The sequence below is a fragment of the Stenotrophomonas sp. YJH_SMC_16 genome, from assembly GCF_059367875.1.
On sequence record NZ_JCAFRH010000007.1, the window covers coordinates 21,650 to 42,257 of the forward strand.

The window sequence follows — 20,608 nt, forward strand, 5'->3', positions numbered from 1 at the left end:
GAGACTCCCCCATGAAGATGCGCCTTCTCACCGGGTGGCAAGCCCGGTTCCATGTCGTGTGGCTGTTGATGCTGCTCAGCGCGTTCGCCGCCGGTGCGTGGCCGGGCAGCGCCCATGCCCAGGCACAGGTGTCGCCGCTGCCGAGCGAAACCGTAGCGGTTGAACCGTTGCAGGCCCCGGTGGCCGCAGCACCTGCCGCTGCCGAAGCAACGGCCCCGGCGTTCGACCACGGTGACGTGGCCTGGATGCTCACTTCCACCCTGCTGGTGCTGCTGATGGTGGTGCCGGGCCTTGCCCTGTTCTACGGCGGCCTGGTGCGTTCGAAGAACGTGCTGTCGGTACTCAGCCAGATCCTGGTGGTGTTCTCGCTGGTGCTGCTGCTGTGGGTGGCGTACGGCTACAGTGCGGTATTCAGCGCCGGCAACCCATTCTTCGGCTCGTTCACCGAATTCGCCTTCCTCAAGGGCTTCACTCCGGAGTCGGTCGGCAACACGCCGATCAAGGGCCTGCCGGATTACCTGTTCGTCGCCTTCCAGTCGACCTTCGCGGGCATCACCACTGCGCTGATCGTCGGTGCCTTCGCCGAACGCATCAAGTTCCGTGCGGTGCTGCTGTTCTCGGCGCTGTGGTTCACCCTCAGCTACATCCCGATGGCGCACATCGTCTGGGGGGGCGGCTACCTGGGTGAGATGGGCGCGATCGATTTCGCCGGTGGCACCGTGGTCCACATCAACGCAGGCGTTGCCGGCCTGGTGGCCGCATGGTTCGTCGGCAAGCGCCTGGGCTATGGCCAGACCGCGCTGAAGCCGCACAACGTGCCGTTCACCTATATCGGCGCGATGCTGCTGTGGGTGGGTTGGTTCGGCTTCAACGCCGGCTCCGCCGCTGCGGCCGATACCGTAGCTTCACTGGCCTTCCTCAACACCGTGCTGGCCACGGCTGCGGCTGTACTCGGCTGGACGCTGGTGGAAGCGATCAGCAAGGGCAAGCCGTCGGCACTGGGCGCGGCCTCGGGTGCGGTGGCCGGCCTGGTCGGCATCACCCCGGCCTGCGGCACCGTCGGCCCGCTCGGCGCGATCGTCATCGGCTTCGTCGCCGGCGTGGTCTGCGTGTGGGGCGTGACCGGCCTCAAGCGCCTGCTGAAGGTGGACGACACCGCCGACGTGTTCGGTGTGCATGGCGTCGGCGGCATCGTCGGCGCGATCCTTACCGGCGTGTTCAGTGCGCAGTCGCTGGGTGGCACCAAGGCCGATCTGGATATCGGCCACCAGGTGTGGGTGCAGGTGGTCAGTGTCGGTCTCACCGTGGTGTGGTCGGCCGTGGTGACCGCGGTCATCCTGCTGGTGGTCAAGGTCGTGGTCGGCCTGCGCGTGACCGAAGAGGCAGAGCGCACCGGCCTGGATGTGACCTCGCACGGCGAATCGGCCTACGAGGCCTGAAGTAGCGGTGCATGGACGGGGTGGGTGCCGACCGTTGGTCGGCACTTCCACTGTCCTCGTTCTGGTAGGTGCCAAGCTTGCTTGGCACGGGGTCTGGGTCTGCTCTGGTGGGTGCCGACCGTTGGTCGGCACAGCCGGTAGCCCATCCACGCATGGCGTGGATCTACCGCATCCTCTCTGGTGGGTCCCAAGCTTGCTCGGCACGGCGGCATGCATCATCGCGCCCGATCGCGCACAATCAGGCCATGCGCCCGATCCGCACTGCCTTCATGCTCTCGGCCTGCCTGTTGCTGGCCGCCTGTGCCTCCGCGCCACGGGAGACGCACAACCCGCTCGCCACCTGGGTGCCGTCGCCCAACCAGAACGCGCGCACGCCGGTCATCATCGTCATCCACCACACCGAGCAGAAATCGGTGCAGCAGAGCCTGCACACTCTGCGCACGGCCAACAGTGGTGGACCGGTCAGCGCGCACTACCTGATCGGCGCCGATGGCCATCGCTACCAGCTGGTGGCCGATGTGCGCCGCGCCTGGCATGCGGGGGCCGGACGCTGGGGCACCATCACCGATCTCAATTCGGCCTCGATCGGCATCGAACTCGACAACGATGGCCGCAGCCCGTTCAGTGCGGCGCAGATCGAATCGCTGATCGTGCTGCTTCGCGATCTCACCACCCGGTTGAACATCCCGCCGCGCCAGGTGATCGCCCACGCCGACCTGGCACCGACGCGCAAGCAGGATCCGAGCCGCTTCTTCCCCTGGCAGCAGCTGGCCGAGGCCGGGTTCGGGGTCTGGCCGCGCGCTGCGGATGGTGCTGCGCCGGAAGGCTTCGATGCGTGGAATGCACTGGCCCGCTTCGGCTATCCGCTGGACAACCGCGAAGCCACCGTCGCCGCCTTCCACCGCCGTTTCCGTGGCCGCGACGACTTGCCGAAGACGCTGGATGCCGAGGACGCCCGCATCCTGCATTCACTGCTGCTGCAGACCCCATGAGCCAGTAGTGCCAGCCCATGGCTGGCAGCCTCACTCCATCCCCAGCTCGCTGCGCAGTGCCGCCACATGCGCGCGCCCAACAGGCAACTCGCTGCCGTCGCTCAGCACCAGCCAGTAGCGGCTGCCCGAGGCCGCATGCAGGGTACGCACCTGGCGCAGGTTGACCAGGTAGGAACGATGGCAGCGGACGAAATCCGCAGGCAGCACGCTGGCCAGCGCGGCCAGGGATTTGTCATGCAGTTCACTGCCACCGTCGCGCAGGCGCACCTGGCAGTAGTCGCCGTCGGCGCGTATCCACAGCACGTCCGCCAGTTCGACGGTCGCTGTACCCTGCGCACGCCAGATGCCCAGATACCGCGCGCGACCGGCGCGGACGCCACCGGTATCGAGCAGGCGTTCCAGCGCCTGGGCAAGGCGCTCGCGTGAGAAGGGCTTGGGTACGAAGTCGAGTACGCCGTGTTCGAACGCCTGCAATGCGCGCTCGCGGTGTGCCGACACCACCACGCACTGGTAGCGCCCGGCCACGGCGCGGCGCAGCAGCTCGAAGCCATCGTCGCCGCCAAGGTTGAGGTCCAGCAGCAGGCCGTCGTAGACGCTGCGCTGCAAGCGGTCGCCGGCCGCTTCCAGATCGGCCACCGCATCGAAACGCGCCCGTGCACCGGCCACCTCGCCGCACAGGCGCAGGAGGCGCTGTCGCACCAGCGGCTCGTCCTCGACGATCAGGATGCGCATGTCAGCTCGATCCGGCCACACCAGTGGTCACCGTCGATGCCCTGCACGAAGCTCCAGCCGGCGGGGCTGGCTGCCGCCAGACTGGCCTCGATGTAGCGCGTGCCGGTGCCACGTCCGCGATGCGGGGCCGAGCCTCGCGCACTGTGCAGTTCCAGTATCCAGCGCGCGTTGTCGCGCTGCACGCGCAGGCGGAAAGGGTGCAGTGCACAGGCGACAGCACCGGCATGGGTCAGTGCATTTTCCACCTGCGCATGCAGGATGCCGGGCGGCAACGAAATCGCCGCATCCTCGCCCTCGACGTCCAGCATCATGCGCCGGTCCAGAGCAAGACCGACGATATCCAGATGGCTGCGGCACAACGCCAACTCGTCCTGCAGGGGTACGCTCTGGCGGCTGCTGCTGTCGCGCAGGCGATCGAACTGATCAGCCAATGACTCCACCAGGCGGCTGGCGCGCATCGGTGACTGTTCGATCAGCTCCTGCAGGCAGGTCAGCGTGTTCATCAGCCAATGCGGCTGGATACCCCGTTGCAACAACTGCAACGACAGCTGCGCGCGTTCTTCGCGCAGCCGGGCGTTGTGCCGGTCTAGCGCCTGCAACTGGGCAGCGTGGCGCAGTAGCAGGAACACCATCAGCACCGCCAGCAGCAGGAAGTAAGGGCCATCAAGGAAGGCGCCGCGTGCGACCAGCAGCGCGAGCAGGCCGGCAGACAGCAGCGCCAGGATCGGCCATCGGTCTTCCTGCCCCGCAGGCGTGCGCAGCAGCACCCACACCGAGGCGAGCAGGCTCAACAGCAGCACCGCCGCTGAGCGGGTGTCGAAGCCGGGCAATGCGATGGCCGCGGCCATGATCAGCGCCAGATAGATGAAACCACTTGCCTTGGGCACGACCACCTCGAAGCGACGCGCAAGATAGGCTGGCAGCAGCACGGCCGCGATGACATGCAGTGCAAGCAGCGCGACCAGGCGAACGCCGTGCCACGGGTAGGTGTAGCCCAGCAGTGATCGCCACGCCTCGACCGCGGGCAGTGCAAGTCCCACCACCCCCAGCGCCAGCAGCAGCCGCGCGCCGGGTTTGTGCGCCTGTCCCCGCAGCACGGCCAGGAAGTACAGGCACGCTGCCGCCAGCGCACCGGTGGCGAACGCGGCGATCAGCCACGGCAGGATCACCTGGCCGTACAGCACGGCGGCAGGCGCGATCAGTACCATCGCATTGGCACCATGCAGAGCAAAGCGTTGCTGTTGGCTGGACGCAAGCGCCACCAGCTCATCGCTGGCGTTGGCCGAAGGAGGCGGCAGCACGCGGACGATGTCGATGCGTCCCGGCCGCTCTTCTTCGGCGGTACGGCCGACCACGCCATTGCTGATCCACGGTGTGCCATTCCAGTACAGCTGGCTGGCCGCGCGCAGCGACAGTCGCAGGGCGCGGCCGTGATCACCGGCGACAGCCGGCGCAGGCACATGCCAGCGCAGCCAGTACGGGCCGCGCCAGCGCGCCAGCGCGCGTTGGTCCAGTGGCTGCCAAGCCAGGTCCTGCGCCGGTCGCGTCGGCAGGGGGCCGGATGCTCCGAGGTTCGCAGGTGCCATCTCCGCCCCGCGCAGCTGCACCATTCCGGGCGGGGGCGTCGTCGCGATCAGCCACGCGGCGACGGCCGCAAGCAATACAACGAGGACAGCCAGGGTTCGTAGGATCTGCATGGCGGCCATCGTATCGGCTGCGCGGAGACATTGGGCTGCCGTCTGGAGACGTTCGGCAGATGGACGCGCCCGCAGCGCGGCGAGGGAGCAGATGCTGGCGGTGCACATCCTTCCATCGGAGCCCAACATGACCCGCAGCGCCTCTACCTCCGCCGGCCGTTTCCAGGTTCGTCGCCCTGTCGTGGCTGCCACCCTCGCCGTGCTCTGCCTGGCCCTGGCCGCGGCCCTTCCCGCGCAGGCCAGTCCGGCGGCGCTGACATTCGAGCCCTACACACTGCAGACCAAGGGCCATGGCGATATTCCCGCCGAGATCGCCACGCTGGAGGTGCCGCGTCGGCACAGCGAGCCGGACGGTCCGCGCCTGCACCTGAAGGTGGTGCGCCTGCGCGCGACGGCCGGCAATGGCCGCGCGGCACCGGTGGTCTACCTGGCGGGTGGTCCGGGTGGTTCCGGTATCGACACTGCACGGGGTCCGCGCTGGCCTGTGTTCGACCAGGTGCGGCGCGAATCCGACGTGCTGCTGCTCGACCAGCGCGGCGCCGGCCAGTCCGAGCCGCCGCCGGAATGTCCGCATGAAACACGTTTCGACGACGCCCAACCCCTGCAGCGCGATACGGCCCTGGCCGCAGTGCAGGCCACGGCGGCGAAGTGTGTAGCGTTCTGGCGTCAGGCCGGCGTCGATCTCGGCGCTTACACCACGGCCGAGAGTGCCGGTGACCTCGACGACCTGCGGCGCGCGCTGGACGTGCCGAAGATCAGCCTGTGGGGCATGAGCTACGGCACCCATCTGGCCTTGGCCACGGTACGCCTGCATGGTGCCGGTCTGGAGCGCGTGGTGCTGATGGGGTCCGAAGGGCCCGACGATACGCTGAAGCTGCCGCTGAGCAGCGACGCGCTGCTGCAGGAGCTGACAGTGCTTGCGCGCAAAGACGGCTTCGACGATCTCGCCGGATCGGTCACCCGCGTGCTGCAAGCGCTGCGTGAGCAGCCGCGGCAGGGCCGCAGCCACATGCATGCGGGCAAGCAGGTCACCATCGGCCTGTACGACGCGCAGATCGTCATCGCCAACATGCTGGGGCAGCGCATCACCCAGCAATGGCTGCCGTTGGTGCTGCGCGAGGCCGAGCGCGGCAACTACGATCCGCTGGCAGACCTGGTGCTGATCGGGCGCGCCCAGTTCGCACAGTTCCCGGCCATGGGCCTGGCGATGGACGTTGCTTCCGGGCAGAGCCCGCAGCGCCGGGCGCTGGCCGAAGCACAGGCACGCCAGAGCCTGTTCGGCGACGGGCTGAACTTCCCCTTCCCGGCCATCGGCGAAGGCCTCGGCCTGGCCGATCTGGGTGAGGGCTTCCGCCGGCCGCTACACAGTGAGGTGCCGGTGCTGTTCATCAGCGGCACGCTGGATGGACGCACGCCCCCGGCCAATGCCGCTGCACTGCTGCCGGGGTTCAGCAACGGCCACGCGCTGCTGGTGCGCAATGCAAGCCACCACAACGAGCTGTGGACCGGCAACCCCGCCATCGCCCGCAACATCGTCGACTTCCTCGCTGGCCGCGCCGTGAGCGACACCGTGCTGGACGTGCCGCCGCCGGTGTTCGCCACCCACAGCAGTGAGTCGCTGGGCGGCAAGCGATAAGGCCGTCGTGTGGCGCAGGATGCGATCCCGGTCCTGCGCCACGCCCGATTGCACTACATTGGGGCAATGACTGACCTCATCGCCCCCTTCAACCGCACGTGCTGGAGTCTTCTTGCGCTTGCCGTGCTTGCTGGTTGTTCCACCACCGCCCCCCGCACCGGATCCGAAGTGCCGACGGCCGTCACACCGCCGGCGGCCACCTACGCCAAGGTCGCATGGAGCGCACTGCCGCCGGTCTCCGACAGCGATCTGCAGGCCGGCTTCGTTGCCTGGCGCAGCAGCTGCACCCGCCTGAAGAACGATGCAGTCTGGGCCAGACCCTGCGCCACCGCCGCGACGGTGGCGGACAAGGACCCGGCCGCGATCCGCCAGTTCCTGCAGCGCGATTTGGATGTCTATGCACTGCGTGCCGGCGGCCACCAGGCCGACGGGCTCATTACCGGCTACTACGAACCGATCTATCCCGGCAGCCTCACCCGCACGGCCACTGCCACGGTGCCGGTGTACGGCACGCCGGATGATCTGGTGGTGGTGCAGCTGGAGAGCCTCTACCCGGAACTGAAGGGCAAGCGTTTGCGCGGGCGCGTCGAAGGCAAGGTGCTCAAGCCCTATGACGACGCCGGTACCATCGCGGCCAAGGGCGCCAAGGCGCCGGTGCTGGCCTGGCTGACTGATCCGATGGACCTGCAGCTGCTGCAGATCCAGGGATCCGGCCGGGTGCGACTGGGCGATGGCACGCAGGTGCGGCTGGCCTATGCAGAACAGAATGGCCACCCGTACCGCGCCATCGGTCGCTGGCTGGTGGACCAGGGCCAGCTGAAGAAGGAAGACGTCACCATGGACGCCATCCGCACCTGGGCCCGAGCCAATCCCGCACGCGTGCCGGAACTGCTGCGCAGCAATCCCAGCTACGTGTTTTTCGTGCGCAACCCGGACAGCCCGGAAGGTCCACGCGGTTCACTGAACGTGCCGCTCACCGCCGGTTACAGCGTGGCAGTGGACCGCACCGTGGTGCCGCTGGGCAGCCTGCTGTGGCTGTCCACCACGCGCCCGGACGGCAGCCCGGTGGTGCGCCCGGTGGCCGCGCAGGACACCGGCGGTGCCATCGCCGGTGAAGTGCGCGCCGACCTGTACTGGGGCAGCGGCGATGCCGCCGGCAAGCTGGCCGGTGACATGAAGCAGAAGGGCAACATCTGGATGCTGTGGCCGAAGGGCGTGGCGTTGCCGGCGCCGGCCCAATGAAGCGCTCACCTGCGTGCTGCAAGGTCGGGCGATAATGGCGCCATTCCGAACTTTCCGGCCGCGTCTGCGGCCAGGACCTCCGCAATGACCTACGCAAAGCACAACGCAAGATCCGGCGCGAAATCCGCCGCAAAGAAGTACTACAAGCACTGGGCCGAATCGGGCCTGGGCAAGGGCAACGTGCTGATGGAAGCACGCGGCGAGAAGATCGTGCGCCAGGTGGAAATCTACGGCACCAAGATGGTCTGGGCCGACGAGCATGCCCACAGCGACGACCGCTTCCTGCTGGCCGACCAGCCGGTGTCGTTCCTGGATTTCGACGAGGACGACGAAATCTCCGCGCGCGAATTCGAAAGCGCCTGGAAGAAGGCCAGGGAAGCCACCGGCTACCCGGTGTAAGCACCGCTCCACCCCGCTGTGTAGAGTCGAGTCATGCTCGACTGCTGTTTGCCAGGAGCCGTCGAGCATGGCTCGACTCTACATGGCAGGCGTGTGAAATGTTATATGATTACATTTCATCCGCACCCTTCCACCCCCATGAAGACCTCCACGCTGGTGGCCGCCCTCGCGGCCGCTCCGTTCGCCCCTGAAGCTTTCGCACAGTCCGCCGATGCCGCGCTCACCCTCGGCAAGGTACAGGTGCACCAGCATGGCGAAGGCCAGCTCAGCGCACACCAGGTGCTGACCTCGGTGGACGTGCTGGGCGCGGACCAGATCGAAGACCGCAACGTCTCGCACAGCTGGGAACTGCTGGGGCAGATGCCCGGCATCCAGCTCACCGAAACCCGGCAGGGGGCCGAATCGGGCAAGGTCAGCTTCCGCGCCTTCAACGGCGAGGGCTACCTCAACGCCATCAAGACCCTCATCGATGGCATCCCCAGCAACGTCAACAGCGGCAACCAGCGCTTCATCGACATGCTGTTCCCGCTGGAGATCAGCTACATCGAAGTGGTGCGCGGAACCAACGACCCGCGCTACGGCCTGCACAACATCGGCGGCAACGTGAACTTCGGTACGCGCCAGGGCGGCAACTACACCGATGCGCGGCTGGCCTACGGCAGCTACAACACCCGCGATGCGCAGCTGGCGATCGGCCGCGAAAGCAATGGCTTCGCGCAGAACTACTTCGTCGGCACCCAGGCCAGCGATGGGTACCGCGACCACGACACCTCGAAGAAGTATTCGCTGGGTGGCAAATGGTTCTACGGGTCGCTGGACAACGGCCTGCGCGTGGGCCTGAGCGCGCGCGCCTACCACCACGAAGCGGACGAACCCGGCTTCATGACGGCCGACGAACTGCGCACGCATCGTCGTGGCAGCGACCTGCGCAACGGCAACGATGGCGATGACCGCGACATGCGGCAGATCGCCGCGCACGTGGACCTGAAGCTGTCCGACGCGCTCACCTTCGGCACGCGGCTGTACTACAACCGCTACGAAGACGACCGCCGCGTGACCTTCAGCGACCTGCCCACCGGCAACCTGCCACGCCAGCGCCGCGTGTGGGATGAGCGCCAGACCGGCCTGCTCAGCACGCTCACCTGGCAGGCCAGCCCCGCGCTTACCGTCGAATGCGGCCTGAACTACGAGCAGCAGGACAACGGCTACGTCCGCGAGCGCTACGCCTACGCCGAACCCACCGATTTCAGCCAGGCACCGGCGCGCGTGCAGAACAACGACCGCCACAGCTTCGACAACTGGGGTGCCTACGTGCAGGCCATCTACCAGCCCGGCGAGGCGTGGAAGATCGTGCCGGCCTACCGTATCGACCGCTTCAGTGGTAGCACGCACCTGATGAGCGGGATCAGCGCCCGCCTGCAGGACTACGGCACGATCGGCCAGCCCAAGCTGAGCGTCATCCACAGCCTGGGCCAGACCACCCACGTCTACGCGAACTGGGGCCGCACCTTCCAGGTGCTGACCGGTTCCACCGCACCGGCCTACCTCACCCCGGGGCAGGCGCCGATGCAGCCGTCCACCAACACCGGCATGGAGCTGGGCCTGAAATTCCAGCCGTTTGCCGGCAGCCAGGCACGCCTGGCGGTGTGGCAGCAGGATGCAGAGAACGAGGTATCCAACATGCCGGCTACCGGTACGACGGTCACCTTGGGCAAGACCCGCCGACGCGGCGTGGATGCGCAGCTGAGCCTGCAGATGGGCGACGACTGGACGGTCTGGGCCTCGCACGCCTACCAGGAAGCGAAGATCACCCGCGACGACCGCGATGCCAGCGTTTCCCTGCAGGGCCGCGAAGTGGCCGCCACCCCGCGCCACATCAGCAATCTGGGCGTGGACTACCGCGCCACTGATGCGCTGCGGCTGGGCCTGCAGGCGCGTGCACAGGGCGATTACTACCTGGAAGAGCGCAACGCGGCCGGCAAGTTCGGAGGCTTCGCCGTGCTCGACCTCAGCGGCGCGTACCAGATCAACCCGCGCTGGAGCGTGGACCTGCAGCTGAAGAACGTCACCGGCCGCGAGTACGCCTACGCCTGGTACGACAGCTTCTTCTGGGACAGCGCCCGCCCGATGTTCTCGCCTGCCCCGGGCCGCAGCGTGTTCGTCGGCCTGAACATGAAGCTGTAATCGGCCACGCACCCGGTAGTGGTCGAGCCTGCTCGACCTGCGGCAGGGGTCAGAGCCCTTTCCGCGAGGAAAGGGCTCTGACCCCGAACCCACGTTTTGCACTACATTGGTGCAATGTCCGACCCCGCACCCCCGCCGTCCCTTGATGCCCTCGGCACGCCGCTGGCCTGGGCCGGGGCCGATGGCTGCATTGCCGGCTGCAATCCGGCGTTCGCCCGCTGGCTGGGCGTCAGCGTCCGGCGCCTGTTGGGTCGGCCGCTGGCCGCACTGGAAGTGCAGGGCGAGGCACTGGCCCATTTCCTGGCCCGCGATGAACGCGACAGCCTGCGCCTGAACCGGCTGGCGCTGGCGGTGCCCGGCGAGGCCCCGCGCTTCGCCGAGGGCTGGATGAGCCGCCGCGACGATGGCGGCTGGCTGCTGGAGGCGCATCCGGTCGATGAATTCCCCGGGCTGGACCCGACCCAGGCCCTGCCCAGCGCGCTCAGTGCAGCGTTGAAGGGGCTGGCCCACGAGCTGCGCAACCCGCTGGCCGGGCTGAAGGGCGCGGCCCAGCTGCTGGCCCGCCGCGCGGCCCAGCGCGATGCCAGCGAACGCGAGCTGATCGAACTGATCGGCTCGGAGATCGAGCGCCTCAACGGCCTGCTCGACCAGCTGCTGTCGCCGGCCCCGGCCGCGCCGCATGCCGAACTGAACATCCATGCCGCGCTTGAGCGCGTGCTGCGACTGGCCGAGAACGAGGCCGGCTGGGCGGTACGCCTGCAGCGCGACTACGACCCCAGCATTCCCGAATTCCATGGCGACGCCGACCGCCTCACCCAGGCGGTGTGGAACCTGGTGCGCAACGCGATCCAGGCCGGTGCCGGCAACATCACCCTGCGTACCCGCGTGGAGCATGGCGTGCGCATCGCCGAGCAGCTGCACACGCTGGCGTTGCGCCTGGAAATTGCCGACGACGGCCGTGGTGTACCCGAGGAACTGGCCGAGCACCTGTTCCTGCCGCTGGTCAGTGGCCGTGCCGAAGGCACTGGCCTGGGCCTGGCGCTGGCCCAGCAGGTGGCGCGCGAGCACCGCGGCACGCTGACCTACCGCTCGCGCCCGGGCCATACCGTGTTCACCCTGCTGCTGCCGATCGTCAGTGGCACCGCCCCAGCCGAGGAGGCCCCGCGCGATGTCTGAGTCTTCTTCGTCCCCGCAGCGCATCTGGGTGGTCGATGACGATCGTGCCGTGCGCTTCGTGCTGTGCACCGCGCTGCGCGAGGCGGGCTACCAGGTCGTCGATTTCGACAGCGCTGCGCCCGCGTTGCAGGCGTTGAACGAGGGCCCACCGCCGGCGCTGCTGTTCACCGACGTGCGCATGCCCGGCGACGACGGCCTGGTGCTGCTGGACAAGCTGAAAGCCGCATTGCCGCAGCTGCCGGTGGTGGTGATGTCGGCCTATACCGATGTGGCCAGCACGGCCGGTGCGTTCCGTGGTGGCGCGCATGAATTCCTGTCCAAACCGTTCGACCTGGACGACGCGGTGGCGCTGGCGCAGCGTGTGCTGCCGGCAATTGCGCCGGCACTGGCGGCGCCCACACCTGCGGCGGAAGCGCATAGCGACCAACCGCCGCAACTGGTGGGCGATACCCCGCCGATGCGCGCGCTGTTCCGTGCCATCGGCCGCCTGGCGCAGGCGCCGCTGGCGGTGCTGATCACCGGCGAGACCGGCACCGGCAAGGAGCTGGTGGCCAATGCGCTGCATCGCGAATCGCCGCGCGCGCAGGGGCCGTTCGTCGCGCTCAATACCGCTGCAATCCCGTCCGAGCTGCTGGAAAGCGAGTTGTTCGGCCACGAGGCTGGTGCCTTCACCGGCGCGCAGCGCCGCCATATCGGCCGCTTCGAACAGGCCGACGGCGGCACGCTGTTCCTCGATGAGATCGGCGACATGCCGCTGTCGCTGCAGACGCGCCTGCTGCGCGTGCTGGCGCAGGGCGAGTTCTTCCGCGTGGGTGGCCGCGAGCTGATCCGCGTCGATGTGCGCGTGGTCGCCGCCACCCACCAGGATCTGGAAGGCCTGGTTGCACAGGGAAAGTTCCGCGCCGACCTGCTGCACCGCCTGGACGTGGTGCGCCTGCAGCTGCCGCCGCTGCGTGAGCGCCGCGAGGACATCGCGCAACTGGCCAGCACCTTCCTGGCCGCCGCCGCGCGCAAGCTGGATACGCCGCCGAAGCGCCTGACCGCTGCCGCACTGCAGGCGCTGCGCGAACACGACTGGCCGGGCAACGTGCGCGAACTGGAAAACGTGTGCTGGCGGATGGCGGCGTTGGCCGCCGCCGACACCATCGGCGTGGCCGACGTCGATACCGCGCTGAACCGCACGCGCGGCCGTCGCGGCAGCACCAGCGGTGCCGATCCCGGCCAGTGGGAAGCGCTGCTGGCCGAATGGGCACGCCGTCAGCTGGCCGAAGGCGTGGAAGGGTTGCACGCGCAGGTGCGTGAGCGGGTCGACCATGCCCTGCTGGAGGCCGCGCTCCAGATCACCCATGGCCGTCGTGCCGAAGCCGCTGCCCGCCTGGGCCTGGGCCGCAATACCCTTACCCGCAAGCTGGGCGCTGGCCGCCGCCGCGGGGGCCATTGAACGGTCCCTGCACGCGATCCTCGCGCCCGCTTGCCGAACCGTTGATCGTTCATGGACGATGCCGTCCGTAGTGTCACCTGCAAGGAGTCTTCGATGCGTCTGTCCTTTGCCATCCTGCCGTTGTCCGCCGCCGTGCTGCTGTCTGCCTGTGGCAGCGCGCCGAAGAAGGCCGGGCCCACCCCGCCACCACCGACCGTGGTCAGCGCCGCGAAACAGGCCGAGGCCAATCTCTCGCCGGCCTCGGCCAGCATCGTCAGTGGCCGCATCGCGCTGATGGTGGAGCCCGGTGGTCTCCACATCACCGGCCTGATCGGTGGCCTGCAGCCGATGCAGCAGGCCGGCTTCCACATCCATGAGCGTGGCGACTGCAGCGCGGTGGATGCCAGCAGTGCCGGCAATCACTTCAATCCCGGTGGCGCTGCGCACGGCCGCGCCGGCACCGGCAAGCACCACCTGGGCGACATGGACAATCTGCGTGCCGACGCCCAGGGCCGCGCCAACGTCGATATCCACCTCAAGGGCGTTACCCTTGGCGGAGGCGCCGCCACCGATATCGCCGGACGTGCACTGGTCGTGCATGCCAACGCCGACGACTATCGCAGCCAGCCCGCCGGCAATGCCGGCGTCCGCATCGCCTGTGGCGTGATCCGGGTTGTCCGCTGATCACTGCAGGCATCATCCAGGGAGAGATTCCATGCGTTTGATCCACACGTCGCTGTTCGCAGCCATTGCTGCACTGGGCCTGGCGGCCTGCAACCAGCAGCCGGCCGCGCCGCAGGCTGAAACCCCGCCGGCCGCACCGGCCGACGGCGCCACCACCGAACCGGCCGCAACGCCGGCGCCGGCCGCTGCAGCGGCCACCGATGCCACCGCCACCGCGGAACTGGCACCGACCCAGGGTAACGAGACCAAGGGCAGCGTCACCTTCAAGGTGGTTGACGGCAAGGTCCACGTGACCGGCCAGATCAGCGGCCTGAAGCCGGGCAGCGAGCACGGCTTCCACATCCACGAGAAGGGCGACTGCAGCGCCCCGGACGGCATGAGCGCCGGTGGCCACTTCAACCCGGGCAAGCAGGATCACGGCAGCGTGTCCGCTGATCCGCACCACGGTGGCGACATGCCCAACATCAAGGCCGACGACAAGGGCGTGGCCACCATCGACGGCCCGGTGTCGAGCAACGTCAACATCGGCAAGGGTGATGACTTCGACATCATCGGCCGTGGCCTGATCGTCCACGCCGACGCGGACGACTACAAGACCCAGCCGACCGGCAACGCCGGCGCGCGCCTGGCATGTGCGGTGATCCAGAAGGCCCCGTAAGGGCGCTTTTGCTGGAAACGGAAAACGCCGGTGCAAGCCGGCGTTTTTCTTTGCATCGCTTTCTGTAGAGCCGAGCCCATGCTCGGCTGTGCTTCCGGCGGCCTGAGCCGAGCATGGGCTCGGCTCTACAGCAATACGCACGGCGGTCGCGCCCCGGCGAAACGCAATTGCACGGTAGCGCCGGGCCATGCCCGGCGGCGCGCATCCGCAGATCAGCGCGCCAGCAGCTCGCGCGCGTCCTGCCCGGCCTCGCAGTGCACGAACAGCACCGGCACGCCGTGCGCTTCCAGCACCGCGGCCATCTGCCGCTGGCGCATCAGGAACTGCTCGTAGATGCCCTTCAGGCGGTCGCAGTCGTTGTTGCCGTGGTTGTAGTGCGCGCACCAGCCGGCCGGGTCGAACAGCGCCATGCGTGCCTCGCCGTGGGTGTAACGCAGCAGCGGCTCGGGTGCGGCGTTGAGCCATTCGTCCTCACCCGGCGCCATGATCGCCGTCTCGATCAGCGGCCACAGCGCGGCCAGGCCCTGGTTGTCGTACTGCATCGACATCATCGCGGCCAGATCGTTCACGGTGAAGTAGCGTGCGTGCTCGATGCGGGCACCAAAGGTGTTCTGCGCCATCAACGCGGTGTCGGCATGCGCCATGCCGTTGGCCAGCAGCGTATCTTCCAGCGCCTCGGCCACCGCATTGGTGGTGGCCACGTCACTGCCGGCCAGCAGGAACGGCACCACACGCAGGCCACCACCCACCAGGCTGGCATCGGCCTGGAACGGCAGCGGCACGTCACCCTGGGCGTCGGTACCGAACGCCAGCAGGCGCGGGCCCTGGTTGCGGCCCGGCGCACGCATCTGCAGTTCTTCCAGCCGGCGATGGATCGGCCAGCCCGGGCGCAGCACTTCGGCCGGGTCGAAATGGGCGGCGGCGAACACCAGGTCCAGCTCGGCCACCTGCGGCACCAGCTTGGACAGGTCGCGGCCGACGCGATCGGCCAGTTCACCGGCCTGTTCGGCGCTGAGTACCGCCTGGCGGGGGATTTCGCCGCCGGCCAGTTCCAGGGCCAGCACGCCAAGGGCATTCATCGCGGGGTCGGGTTTGCTCATGGTTCCACGGTTGGCCCATCACAGGGCGGCAGCTACACTTGGCTCCATTATGCCTGCTCCGCCGTGCAGGCCATGTTGCAGACACCCTCATCCATGCCAGGTATCTCCATGCCCAACGCTCGTCCCGTCGCCATCCTCGGTGGCGTCCGCATTCCGTTCTGCCGCCAGAACACCGCGTATTCGGATGTCGGCAACCTCGGCATGTCGGTCCGTACGCTGGGCGCGCTGGTCGAACGTTTCGGCCTGCACGGCCAGCAGCTGGGTGAAGTGGCGATGGGTGCGGTGATCAAGCACTCCAGCGACTGGAACCTGGGCCGCGAAGCCACGCTGTCCTCCGGCCTGTCGCCGCTGACCCCGGGCATCACCCTGCAGCGCGCCTGCGGCACCTCGCTGGACAGCATCATCACCGTCGCCAACAAGATCGCGCTGGGCCAGATCGAATCGGGCATCGGCGGTGGTTCGGACACCACCTCCGACGTGCCGATCGTCTACGGCAAGAAGCTGCGCGCGCGCCTGCTGGCCGCCAACCGTGCCAAGAGCACCGGCGACAAGATCCGTGCGCTCACCGCCGGCTTCAAGTTCTCCGAACTGAAGCCCGAGTTCCCGGGCGTGGCCGAGCCGCGCACCGGCAAGAGCATGGGTGACCATTGCGAGGACATGGCCAAGGAATGGAACATCTCGCGCGACTCGCAGGACGAGTGGGCGGTGTCGTCGCACAAGAAGCTGGCTGCCGCCTATGAGCGTGGCTTCTTCAACGACCTGATCGCACCGTTCCGTGGCGTCGAGCGCGACAACATCCTGCGCCCGGATACCTCGCTGGAAAAGCTCGCCACGCTGAAGCCGGCCTTCGACAAGGTCTCCGGCCGCGGCACCCTGACCGCAGCCAATTCCACCCCGCTCACCGATGGCGCTGCCGCGGTGCTGCTGGCCAGCGAGGAATGGGCCCGCGCACACGGCCACGAACCGCAGGCGTACCTGCGTGATGCCCACGTCTCGGCCGTTGATTTCGTGCATGGTGAAGGCCTGCTGATGGCACCGACCGTGGCTGTGCCGGAGATGCTCAAGCGCAATGGCCTGACCCTGCAGGACTTCGACATCTACGAGATCCACGAAGCCTTCGCCGCGCAGGTGCTGTGCACCCTGCGTGCGTGGGAGAGCGAGGATTACTGCCGCAACCGCCTGGGCCTGGATGCACCGATGGGCCGCATCGACCCGGACAAGATCAACCTGCTGGGTTCGTCGCTGGCCACCGGCCACCCGTTCGCTGCCACCGGCGCCCGCGTGATTGCTACGGCCGCCAAGCAGCTGGCCGAACGCGGCGGCGGCCGCGCGCTGGTGTCGATCTGCACCGCCGGCGGCATGGGCGTGGTGGCGATCGTCGAACGCTGATTGTTGCGACCGCACGCCAACCAAGGTTGGCGACTACCGGGTTCCACACATGAAAACGCCGCCCAATGGGCGGCGTTTTCGTTGGTGGCTCCGGTGGGTGCCGACCGTTGGTCGGCACACCTCAGCCATGCTTACGGCAACCGCGGATTACCGAATTCGTCGCGCTCTTCGTTGGCGTCATACACCGGCGGCTGCACCGTGATGGGCTGCTCTTCCACCGTGGCCCGTGCAGGTGCTTCAATGCCGCGCACCAGCTCCACGCTGTCCTCGCCGCGCTGCAGTCGCAGCGCATTGGCCAGGCATTGCGCGGCCAGCGCGTGCTCGCCACGCTGCGCGAACAGCTCACCCAGTGCTTCCCACGCAGGAGCACCAGCGCCGGCGGCGATGGCCTCATGCAGGAACGCATCGGCGGCATCCCACTGCTGCTGGGCCAGGGCCACGCGGCCCTGTGCCAGGCGCAGCGCGGCCGACTCGTCATGCACGTTGCGCCAGCGCGCCAGGTTGCTCTGGCGGGTGGCCAGGCGCTCGGCCGGCAGGCGGCCATACAGCGCCACCAGTTCGTCGTCCCAGCGATGGTCCAGGGCCTGTTCCAGCGCCAGCAGCGCCGGCTCGTCCCAGTTCAGGGCTACCGCGCGGCTGGCATACGCGCCGACCACGTCCGGGGTGGGGCGCAGCGCCTTCGGCGTGGCTTCCCACTGCGCGGCCAGCGCGTTGACGTCGGCCGCTTCCAGCAGCGCCTGTGCGGCCAGGCGTGCTTCCAGTTCGCTGTTGGCGTCGGCCGGCAGCACCTTGCTCTGGCGCAGTGCACCCAGCTGGCCATACGCCTCGTGGGCGCGGCCGGCCTGTGCCAGTGCTTCGGTGCGCAGCCACAGGCCGCGCGGCGGCAGCGGCTGGATCGCCGCCACGTCCAATGCGTTGATTGCATCCACCGGCAGATCGCGCGCCAGCAGCTGTTCGGCGCGCAGCAGCGCCTGCAGGGTGGCATCGCTTTCGCCCAGGCGCTGCAGCAGCGCTTCACCGGCGGGGCCGTCGGCACGCGCCTGCGCACTGCGCACGGCGTTGGCCAGCGCCACCGCGCTCACTTCCGGATCCTTGGCGGCGCCGTCCAGCAGCTTCTCGGCACGCTGCCACTGGCCGTGCTCATAGGCCTGCAGGCCGTCGATCAGGCGCACCCGGCCCTGCTTGCGGCGGTAGCGGCCCCAGGCGCGGAACGGTGCAGCGATCAGGCTCCACAGCAGCCACAGTACCAGCACCGCGATCACCGACAGCAGCGCCACCTTGGGCAGGTTGCTGTGGTAGTCGTAGCCGCCGTAGCGCAGGGTCACTTCGCCGAAGCGGTTGAGGTCATCGGCGCCGAGCCATTGCGCGGCAACCACGCCGATGGCCACGGCCAGCAACAGCACGACCAGGGATTGCAGGGGTTTCATGTGGGATTACCTCCGGTCGGTCTGGGTACGCAGCTGCTGCAGGGTGCTGCCAAGAACAGCGTTGCTGGCCTGCAGCGGAAGCTCGCGCAAGGCCTTCAGTTCAGCACGTTGCGCGCGCAGGGCCGGTGAATCCGGCCAGCGCCGTTGCGCCCAATGCTCCACGCGTGCCAGCGCAGTATCGCGGCCGGTGCGGTCGCCACGTTCGATCGCGGCGCGCGCCAGGGTCAGTTCCAGCTGCAGTGCATCGTCTGCATTGCGGCGCTCGGCGGCGGTCAGCGGACCGTTCTGGCGGCTGGGGCTGATGTCCACGAACGGGGCCAGCGTGGCCTGCCACCAGGTCTTGCCGACGCCGGGCGCGCTGTCGCCTGTTACCTGCGAGGGCAGGCCCTGCAGGGCTTTGGCCAGGCTATCCAGGCGCTGCAGCGATTGCGCGCGCGGGCCGGCACCAAGGGAATCCAGTGCATCGCGCTCCTGCACCAGGGCCTGGCGCAGATTCAGGCCGTCGCTGTCGGGCAGATCGGCCAACGCGGTGGCGGCCTGTGCATACAGGCGGCGTGCGCCTTCCACGTCGTCGGCGTAGTTCAGTCGCTGTGCCGCCTGGGTCAACAGCAGCTCGGCCTCATCGCGCTGTACCGCCTGGCGGCCCTGGTTGGCGCTGTCGGCCAGCTTGGCCAGGTTCTCTTCCAGCAATGCACTGCGCTGCGAAAGGCCCAGCATCTCGTCGCGCAGCACGCGGTTGGTGGTCGCCGCATCCTGCAGGCGCTGGCTGGTCGCGCGCTGGTCGCGGCGCAATGCATCCAGCGTCGCCTGCAGGCCCTGCAGCTGCACGGCCGTGGTCTGTGCCTGCGCTTCCTGTTCGTGCTGTTGCTGTTGCCAGACGTACCAGCCGGCATAGCCGCCCACGCCAAGCACGACCACCCCGGCCAGCGGCAACAGCCAGCGCACAGGTCGACGGGGCGGGGAAACGGGCGGAGTCTCGTTCATGGGGCTTCCTTGTCGGCAACGTCGCCGGTCAGGTTCCGGCAGGCCGCGTTGTGCACAGCATCACTGTTGCCGACCACAGCGGCAAGCGTGACCCACGTCCCTGTTCAGGTCGCTGCCGGGACGGTGAGCGTGGCGTGTGCAGCGGCCACCAGTTGTGCCGTGGTGGGCCCGGCCGCGCGCACCACGCGTTGCAGCCCCAATGCGTGCGCCTGTTCGCCGAGCCGTTCGCTGGCCACGACCACGGTGGCCAGCGCCTGAAAGCGTTGCTGCAATGCCGGCGGAAGCTGCTGCCAGAAATGCAGCAACGCCTCACCACTGCTGACCGCCAGCACCCACGGCTGCGCTGAATGCGCCAATCGAGCCAATGTGCGGGGCGGCAGGCGCAGCAATCGGCGCTGGTAGACGTCGGCGCGTTCGATCGTGGCGCCCGCCGCCTGCAGTTGCGCGGCAATCAGGCCGCGCCCGCCAGGGGCGGTGACCAGGCCGATGCACAGGCCCTGTACGTTGGCCAGCACCGGCAGCGCCAGCAGCCCCTCGCTGTCCATCCGCTGCGGTGCATGCACCTCGGCGACGCCCTGCGCCCGCAGCGCGCGCGCGGTGCCTTCGCCCACGGTCAGCCACGGGCTGCGTTGTGCTTCGGCCAGTGGCAGCAGGGTGGCGGCCGCAGTAACGGCGGCCGGGCTGGTAAACACCACCCGATCGCAGTTCAGCGTGCGTTGCAGCTGACGTACCACTGGCGTGCCGTTCAGGCGCTGCAGACGCCAGGGCGGCAGGGCCACCACATGCCCGCCCAGCCCAGCAACGGCGCGGCGCAGCGCGGAATTCTGGCCTTGCGGTCGCAGCGAAATGAAGGTCCAGCCCGGCTCGGAACCGGCGGCGCCAGTGGGTATCGTATGGTCGGCCATTGCCTGCATTATGCGGGCCCTTCGTTGTCGTGGTCTCTGCTCCGATGTCCGTTGATGCTCTGACTTCCTCGCTGGCCGCCCTGCAGGACGTGCTGGACTGCATGCCGGCGGTACGCGCCATGCAGATCCAGCTCGACGGCTATGCCGATGGCGTGCTGCGCATCACCGCGCCGCTGGCCGCCAACGTCAACGACAAGGGCAACGCCTTCGGTGGCAGCCTGGCCTCGGTGCTGACCCTGTCGGGCTGGGCCCTGGTCAGCCTGCGCCTGCGCCTGGCCGGCCACGATGCCGAGGTCTACGTGGCCGACAGCAACCTGCGCTACCTGGCGCCGGTCTACGAAGACCTGCACGCCCACGCCGAAGCGGCCGAAGCCACCGGCTGGGACGCTTTCCTGAACACCTTCCGGCAGCGCCGCAAAGCCCGCATCAGCATCATCGCCACCCAGCCCGGTGCCGATGGCAAGCCTGCCGCCGAGTTCAGCGGTCGCTTCGTTGCCTTCGCCAAAGGGTAGGATGGCAGGCTGACGTTCTGGGGAAACCACCG

Annotated in this window: 18 protein-coding genes; 12 read left to right on the forward strand and 6 right to left on the reverse strand. The window is 68.4% G+C overall.

Annotated elements, in window-relative coordinates:
* Window positions 1–11 precede the first annotated feature (11 nt).
* Together amt and AC5P6E_RS15785 are read left to right on the forward strand one after the other, a co-directional pair.
* The gene (gene amt / locus AC5P6E_RS15780; RefSeq protein WP_019336488.1) at window positions 12–1,439 is read left to right on the forward strand and encodes an ammonium transporter; all 1,428 of its coding nucleotides are present in this window, start codon (window positions 12–14) and stop codon (window positions 1,437–1,439) included.
* Between the two features lie 245 nt (window positions 1,440–1,684).
* Window positions 1,685–2,431, forward strand: a complete 747-nt coding sequence (locus tag AC5P6E_RS15785; protein WP_019336489.1) for an N-acetylmuramoyl-L-alanine amidase — start codon at window positions 1,685–1,687, stop codon at window positions 2,429–2,431.
* 30 nt (window positions 2,432–2,461) lie between these two features.
* On the opposite strand, the gene AC5P6E_RS15790 is transcribed toward AC5P6E_RS15785, so the two are convergent.
* Together AC5P6E_RS15790 and AC5P6E_RS15795 are read right to left on the reverse strand one after the other, a co-directional pair.
* Complete coding sequence (locus tag AC5P6E_RS15790; RefSeq protein WP_019336490.1) at window positions 2,462–3,163, reverse strand: LytTR family transcriptional regulator DNA-binding domain-containing protein; 702 nt, start codon at window positions 3,161–3,163, stop codon at window positions 2,462–2,464.
* Window positions 3,151–4,749, reverse strand: a complete 1,599-nt coding sequence (locus AC5P6E_RS15795; RefSeq protein ID WP_483698450.1) for a histidine kinase — start codon at window positions 4,747–4,749, stop codon at window positions 3,151–3,153. Before AC5P6E_RS15795 ends, AC5P6E_RS15790 begins: the two co-directional genes overlap by 13 nt.
* 238 nt (window positions 4,750–4,987) lie before the next feature.
* On the opposite strand from AC5P6E_RS15795, the gene AC5P6E_RS15800 reads away from it, so the two are divergent.
* The 8 genes from AC5P6E_RS15800 to AC5P6E_RS15835 all read left to right on the forward strand — a co-directional run bounded on the left by AC5P6E_RS15800 (window position 4,988) and on the right by AC5P6E_RS15835 (window position 14,259).
* Entirely contained in the window at window positions 4,988–6,496 is a 1,509-nt protein-coding gene (locus AC5P6E_RS15800; protein WP_029550661.1) for an alpha/beta hydrolase, read from the forward strand.
* Between the two features lie 66 nt (window positions 6,497–6,562).
* Complete coding sequence (gene mltA / locus AC5P6E_RS15805) at window positions 6,563–7,738, forward strand: murein transglycosylase A (protein ID WP_019336493.1); 1,176 nt, start codon at window positions 6,563–6,565, stop codon at window positions 7,736–7,738.
* An 84-nt stretch (window positions 7,739–7,822) separates the two neighbouring features.
* Window positions 7,823–8,137 carry a hypothetical protein gene (locus AC5P6E_RS15810; RefSeq protein ID WP_008268793.1) on the forward strand — a complete coding sequence of 105 codons (315 nt, stop codon included), beginning with the start codon at window positions 7,823–7,825 and terminating at the stop codon, window positions 8,135–8,137.
* 138 nt (window positions 8,138–8,275) lie between these two features.
* Window positions 8,276–10,321, forward strand: a complete 2,046-nt coding sequence (locus tag AC5P6E_RS15815) for a TonB-dependent receptor (RefSeq protein WP_495231080.1) — start codon at window positions 8,276–8,278, stop codon at window positions 10,319–10,321.
* 114 nt (window positions 10,322–10,435) lie between these two features.
* Entirely contained in the window at window positions 10,436–11,497 is a 1,062-nt protein-coding gene (locus AC5P6E_RS15820; protein ID WP_029380135.1) for a two-component system sensor histidine kinase NtrB, read from the forward strand.
* On the forward strand, window positions 11,490–12,938 hold the full coding sequence (gene ntrC, locus AC5P6E_RS15825) for a nitrogen regulation protein NR(I) (protein ID WP_019336496.1): 1,449 nt from the start codon (window positions 11,490–11,492) through the stop codon (window positions 12,936–12,938). Before AC5P6E_RS15820 ends, ntrC begins: the two co-directional genes overlap by 8 nt.
* Window positions 12,939–13,031: 93 nt before the next feature.
* Window positions 13,032–13,601 carry a superoxide dismutase family protein gene (locus AC5P6E_RS15830; RefSeq protein WP_019336497.1) on the forward strand — a complete coding sequence of 190 codons (570 nt, stop codon included), beginning with the start codon at window positions 13,032–13,034 and terminating at the stop codon, window positions 13,599–13,601.
* A 31-nt stretch (window positions 13,602–13,632) separates the two neighbouring features.
* Window positions 13,633–14,259 (forward strand): superoxide dismutase family protein, encoded by a 627-nt coding sequence (locus AC5P6E_RS15835; RefSeq protein ID WP_019336498.1) that lies wholly within the window; start codon window positions 13,633–13,635, stop codon window positions 14,257–14,259.
* 212 nt (window positions 14,260–14,471) lie between these two features.
* Here AC5P6E_RS15835 and AC5P6E_RS15840 read toward each other — a convergent pair whose 3' ends face one another.
* The gene (locus tag AC5P6E_RS15840) at window positions 14,472–15,359 is read right to left on the reverse strand and encodes a hypothetical protein (protein ID WP_019338204.1); all 888 of its coding nucleotides are present in this window, start codon (window positions 15,357–15,359) and stop codon (window positions 14,472–14,474) included.
* Between the two features lie 93 nt (window positions 15,360–15,452).
* Here AC5P6E_RS15840 and AC5P6E_RS15845 point away from each other — a divergent pair, with 93 nt between their 5' ends.
* On the forward strand, window positions 15,453–16,748 hold the full coding sequence (locus AC5P6E_RS15845; RefSeq protein ID WP_029550824.1) for an acetyl-CoA C-acetyltransferase: 1,296 nt from the start codon (window positions 15,453–15,455) through the stop codon (window positions 16,746–16,748).
* Window positions 16,749–16,879: 131 nt separating this feature from the next.
* Here the strand turns inward: AC5P6E_RS15845 and AC5P6E_RS15850 are convergent, their stop codons facing one another.
* The 3 genes from AC5P6E_RS15850 to AC5P6E_RS15860 all read right to left on the reverse strand — a co-directional run bounded on the left by AC5P6E_RS15850 (window position 16,880) and on the right by AC5P6E_RS15860 (window position 20,073).
* Entirely contained in the window at window positions 16,880–18,175 is a 1,296-nt protein-coding gene (locus AC5P6E_RS15850) for a heme biosynthesis HemY N-terminal domain-containing protein (protein WP_019338206.1), read from the reverse strand.
* A 6-nt stretch (window positions 18,176–18,181) separates the two neighbouring features.
* A complete protein-coding gene (locus AC5P6E_RS15855; protein WP_019338207.1) occupies window positions 18,182–19,159 on the reverse strand; it encodes a uroporphyrinogen-III C-methyltransferase in 978 nt (325 codons plus the stop codon).
* 104 nt (window positions 19,160–19,263) lie between these two features.
* Complete coding sequence (locus AC5P6E_RS15860) at window positions 19,264–20,073, reverse strand: uroporphyrinogen-III synthase (RefSeq protein ID WP_019338208.1); 810 nt, start codon at window positions 20,071–20,073, stop codon at window positions 19,264–19,266.
* A gap of 35 nt (window positions 20,074–20,108) precedes the next feature.
* Between AC5P6E_RS15860 and AC5P6E_RS15865 the strand changes: the two genes are divergently transcribed.
* Window positions 20,109–20,576 carry a YiiD C-terminal domain-containing protein gene (locus AC5P6E_RS15865; RefSeq protein ID WP_005407593.1) on the forward strand — a complete coding sequence of 156 codons (468 nt, stop codon included), beginning with the start codon at window positions 20,109–20,111 and terminating at the stop codon, window positions 20,574–20,576.
* Window positions 20,577–20,608 lie beyond the last annotated feature (32 nt).

Bases quoted from the DNA above. Each gene is read 5' to 3' on its own strand.
- amt (WP_019336488.1), top strand. From the start codon at position 12: ATGAAGATGCGCCTTCTCACCGGGTGGCAAGCCCGGTTCCATGTCGTG.
- AC5P6E_RS15785 (WP_019336489.1), top strand. From the start codon at position 1,685: ATGCGCCCGATCCGCACTGCCTTCATGCTCTCGGCCTGCCTGTTGCTG.
- AC5P6E_RS15790 (WP_019336490.1), bottom strand. From the start codon at position 3,163: ATGCGCATCCTGATCGTCGAGGACGAGCCGCTGGTGCGACAGCGCCTC.
- AC5P6E_RS15795 (WP_483698450.1), bottom strand. From the start codon at position 4,749: ATGGCACCTGCGAACCTCGGAGCATCCGGCCCCCTGCCGACGCGACCG.
- AC5P6E_RS15800 (WP_029550661.1), top strand. From the start codon at position 4,988: ATGACCCGCAGCGCCTCTACCTCCGCCGGCCGTTTCCAGGTTCGTCGC.
- mltA (WP_019336493.1), top strand. From the start codon at position 6,563: ATGACTGACCTCATCGCCCCCTTCAACCGCACGTGCTGGAGTCTTCTT.
- AC5P6E_RS15810 (WP_008268793.1), top strand. From the start codon at position 7,823: ATGACCTACGCAAAGCACAACGCAAGATCCGGCGCGAAATCCGCCGCA.
- AC5P6E_RS15815 (WP_495231080.1), top strand. From the start codon at position 8,276: ATGAAGACCTCCACGCTGGTGGCCGCCCTCGCGGCCGCTCCGTTCGCC.
- AC5P6E_RS15820 (WP_029380135.1), top strand. From the start codon at position 10,436: ATGTCCGACCCCGCACCCCCGCCGTCCCTTGATGCCCTCGGCACGCCG.
- ntrC (WP_019336496.1), top strand. From the start codon at position 11,490: ATGTCTGAGTCTTCTTCGTCCCCGCAGCGCATCTGGGTGGTCGATGAC.
- AC5P6E_RS15830 (WP_019336497.1), top strand. From the start codon at position 13,032: ATGCGTCTGTCCTTTGCCATCCTGCCGTTGTCCGCCGCCGTGCTGCTG.
- AC5P6E_RS15835 (WP_019336498.1), top strand. From the start codon at position 13,633: ATGCGTTTGATCCACACGTCGCTGTTCGCAGCCATTGCTGCACTGGGC.
- AC5P6E_RS15840 (WP_019338204.1), bottom strand. From the start codon at position 15,359: ATGAGCAAACCCGACCCCGCGATGAATGCCCTTGGCGTGCTGGCCCTG.
- AC5P6E_RS15845 (WP_029550824.1), top strand. From the start codon at position 15,453: ATGCCAGGTATCTCCATGCCCAACGCTCGTCCCGTCGCCATCCTCGGT.
- AC5P6E_RS15850 (WP_019338206.1), bottom strand. From the start codon at position 18,175: ATGAAACCCCTGCAATCCCTGGTCGTGCTGTTGCTGGCCGTGGCCATC.
- AC5P6E_RS15855 (WP_019338207.1), bottom strand. From the start codon at position 19,159: ATGAACGAGACTCCGCCCGTTTCCCCGCCCCGTCGACCTGTGCGCTGG.
- AC5P6E_RS15860 (WP_019338208.1), bottom strand. From the start codon at position 20,073: ATGCAGGCAATGGCCGACCATACGATACCCACTGGCGCCGCCGGTTCC.
- AC5P6E_RS15865 (WP_005407593.1), top strand. From the start codon at position 20,109: ATGTCCGTTGATGCTCTGACTTCCTCGCTGGCCGCCCTGCAGGACGTG.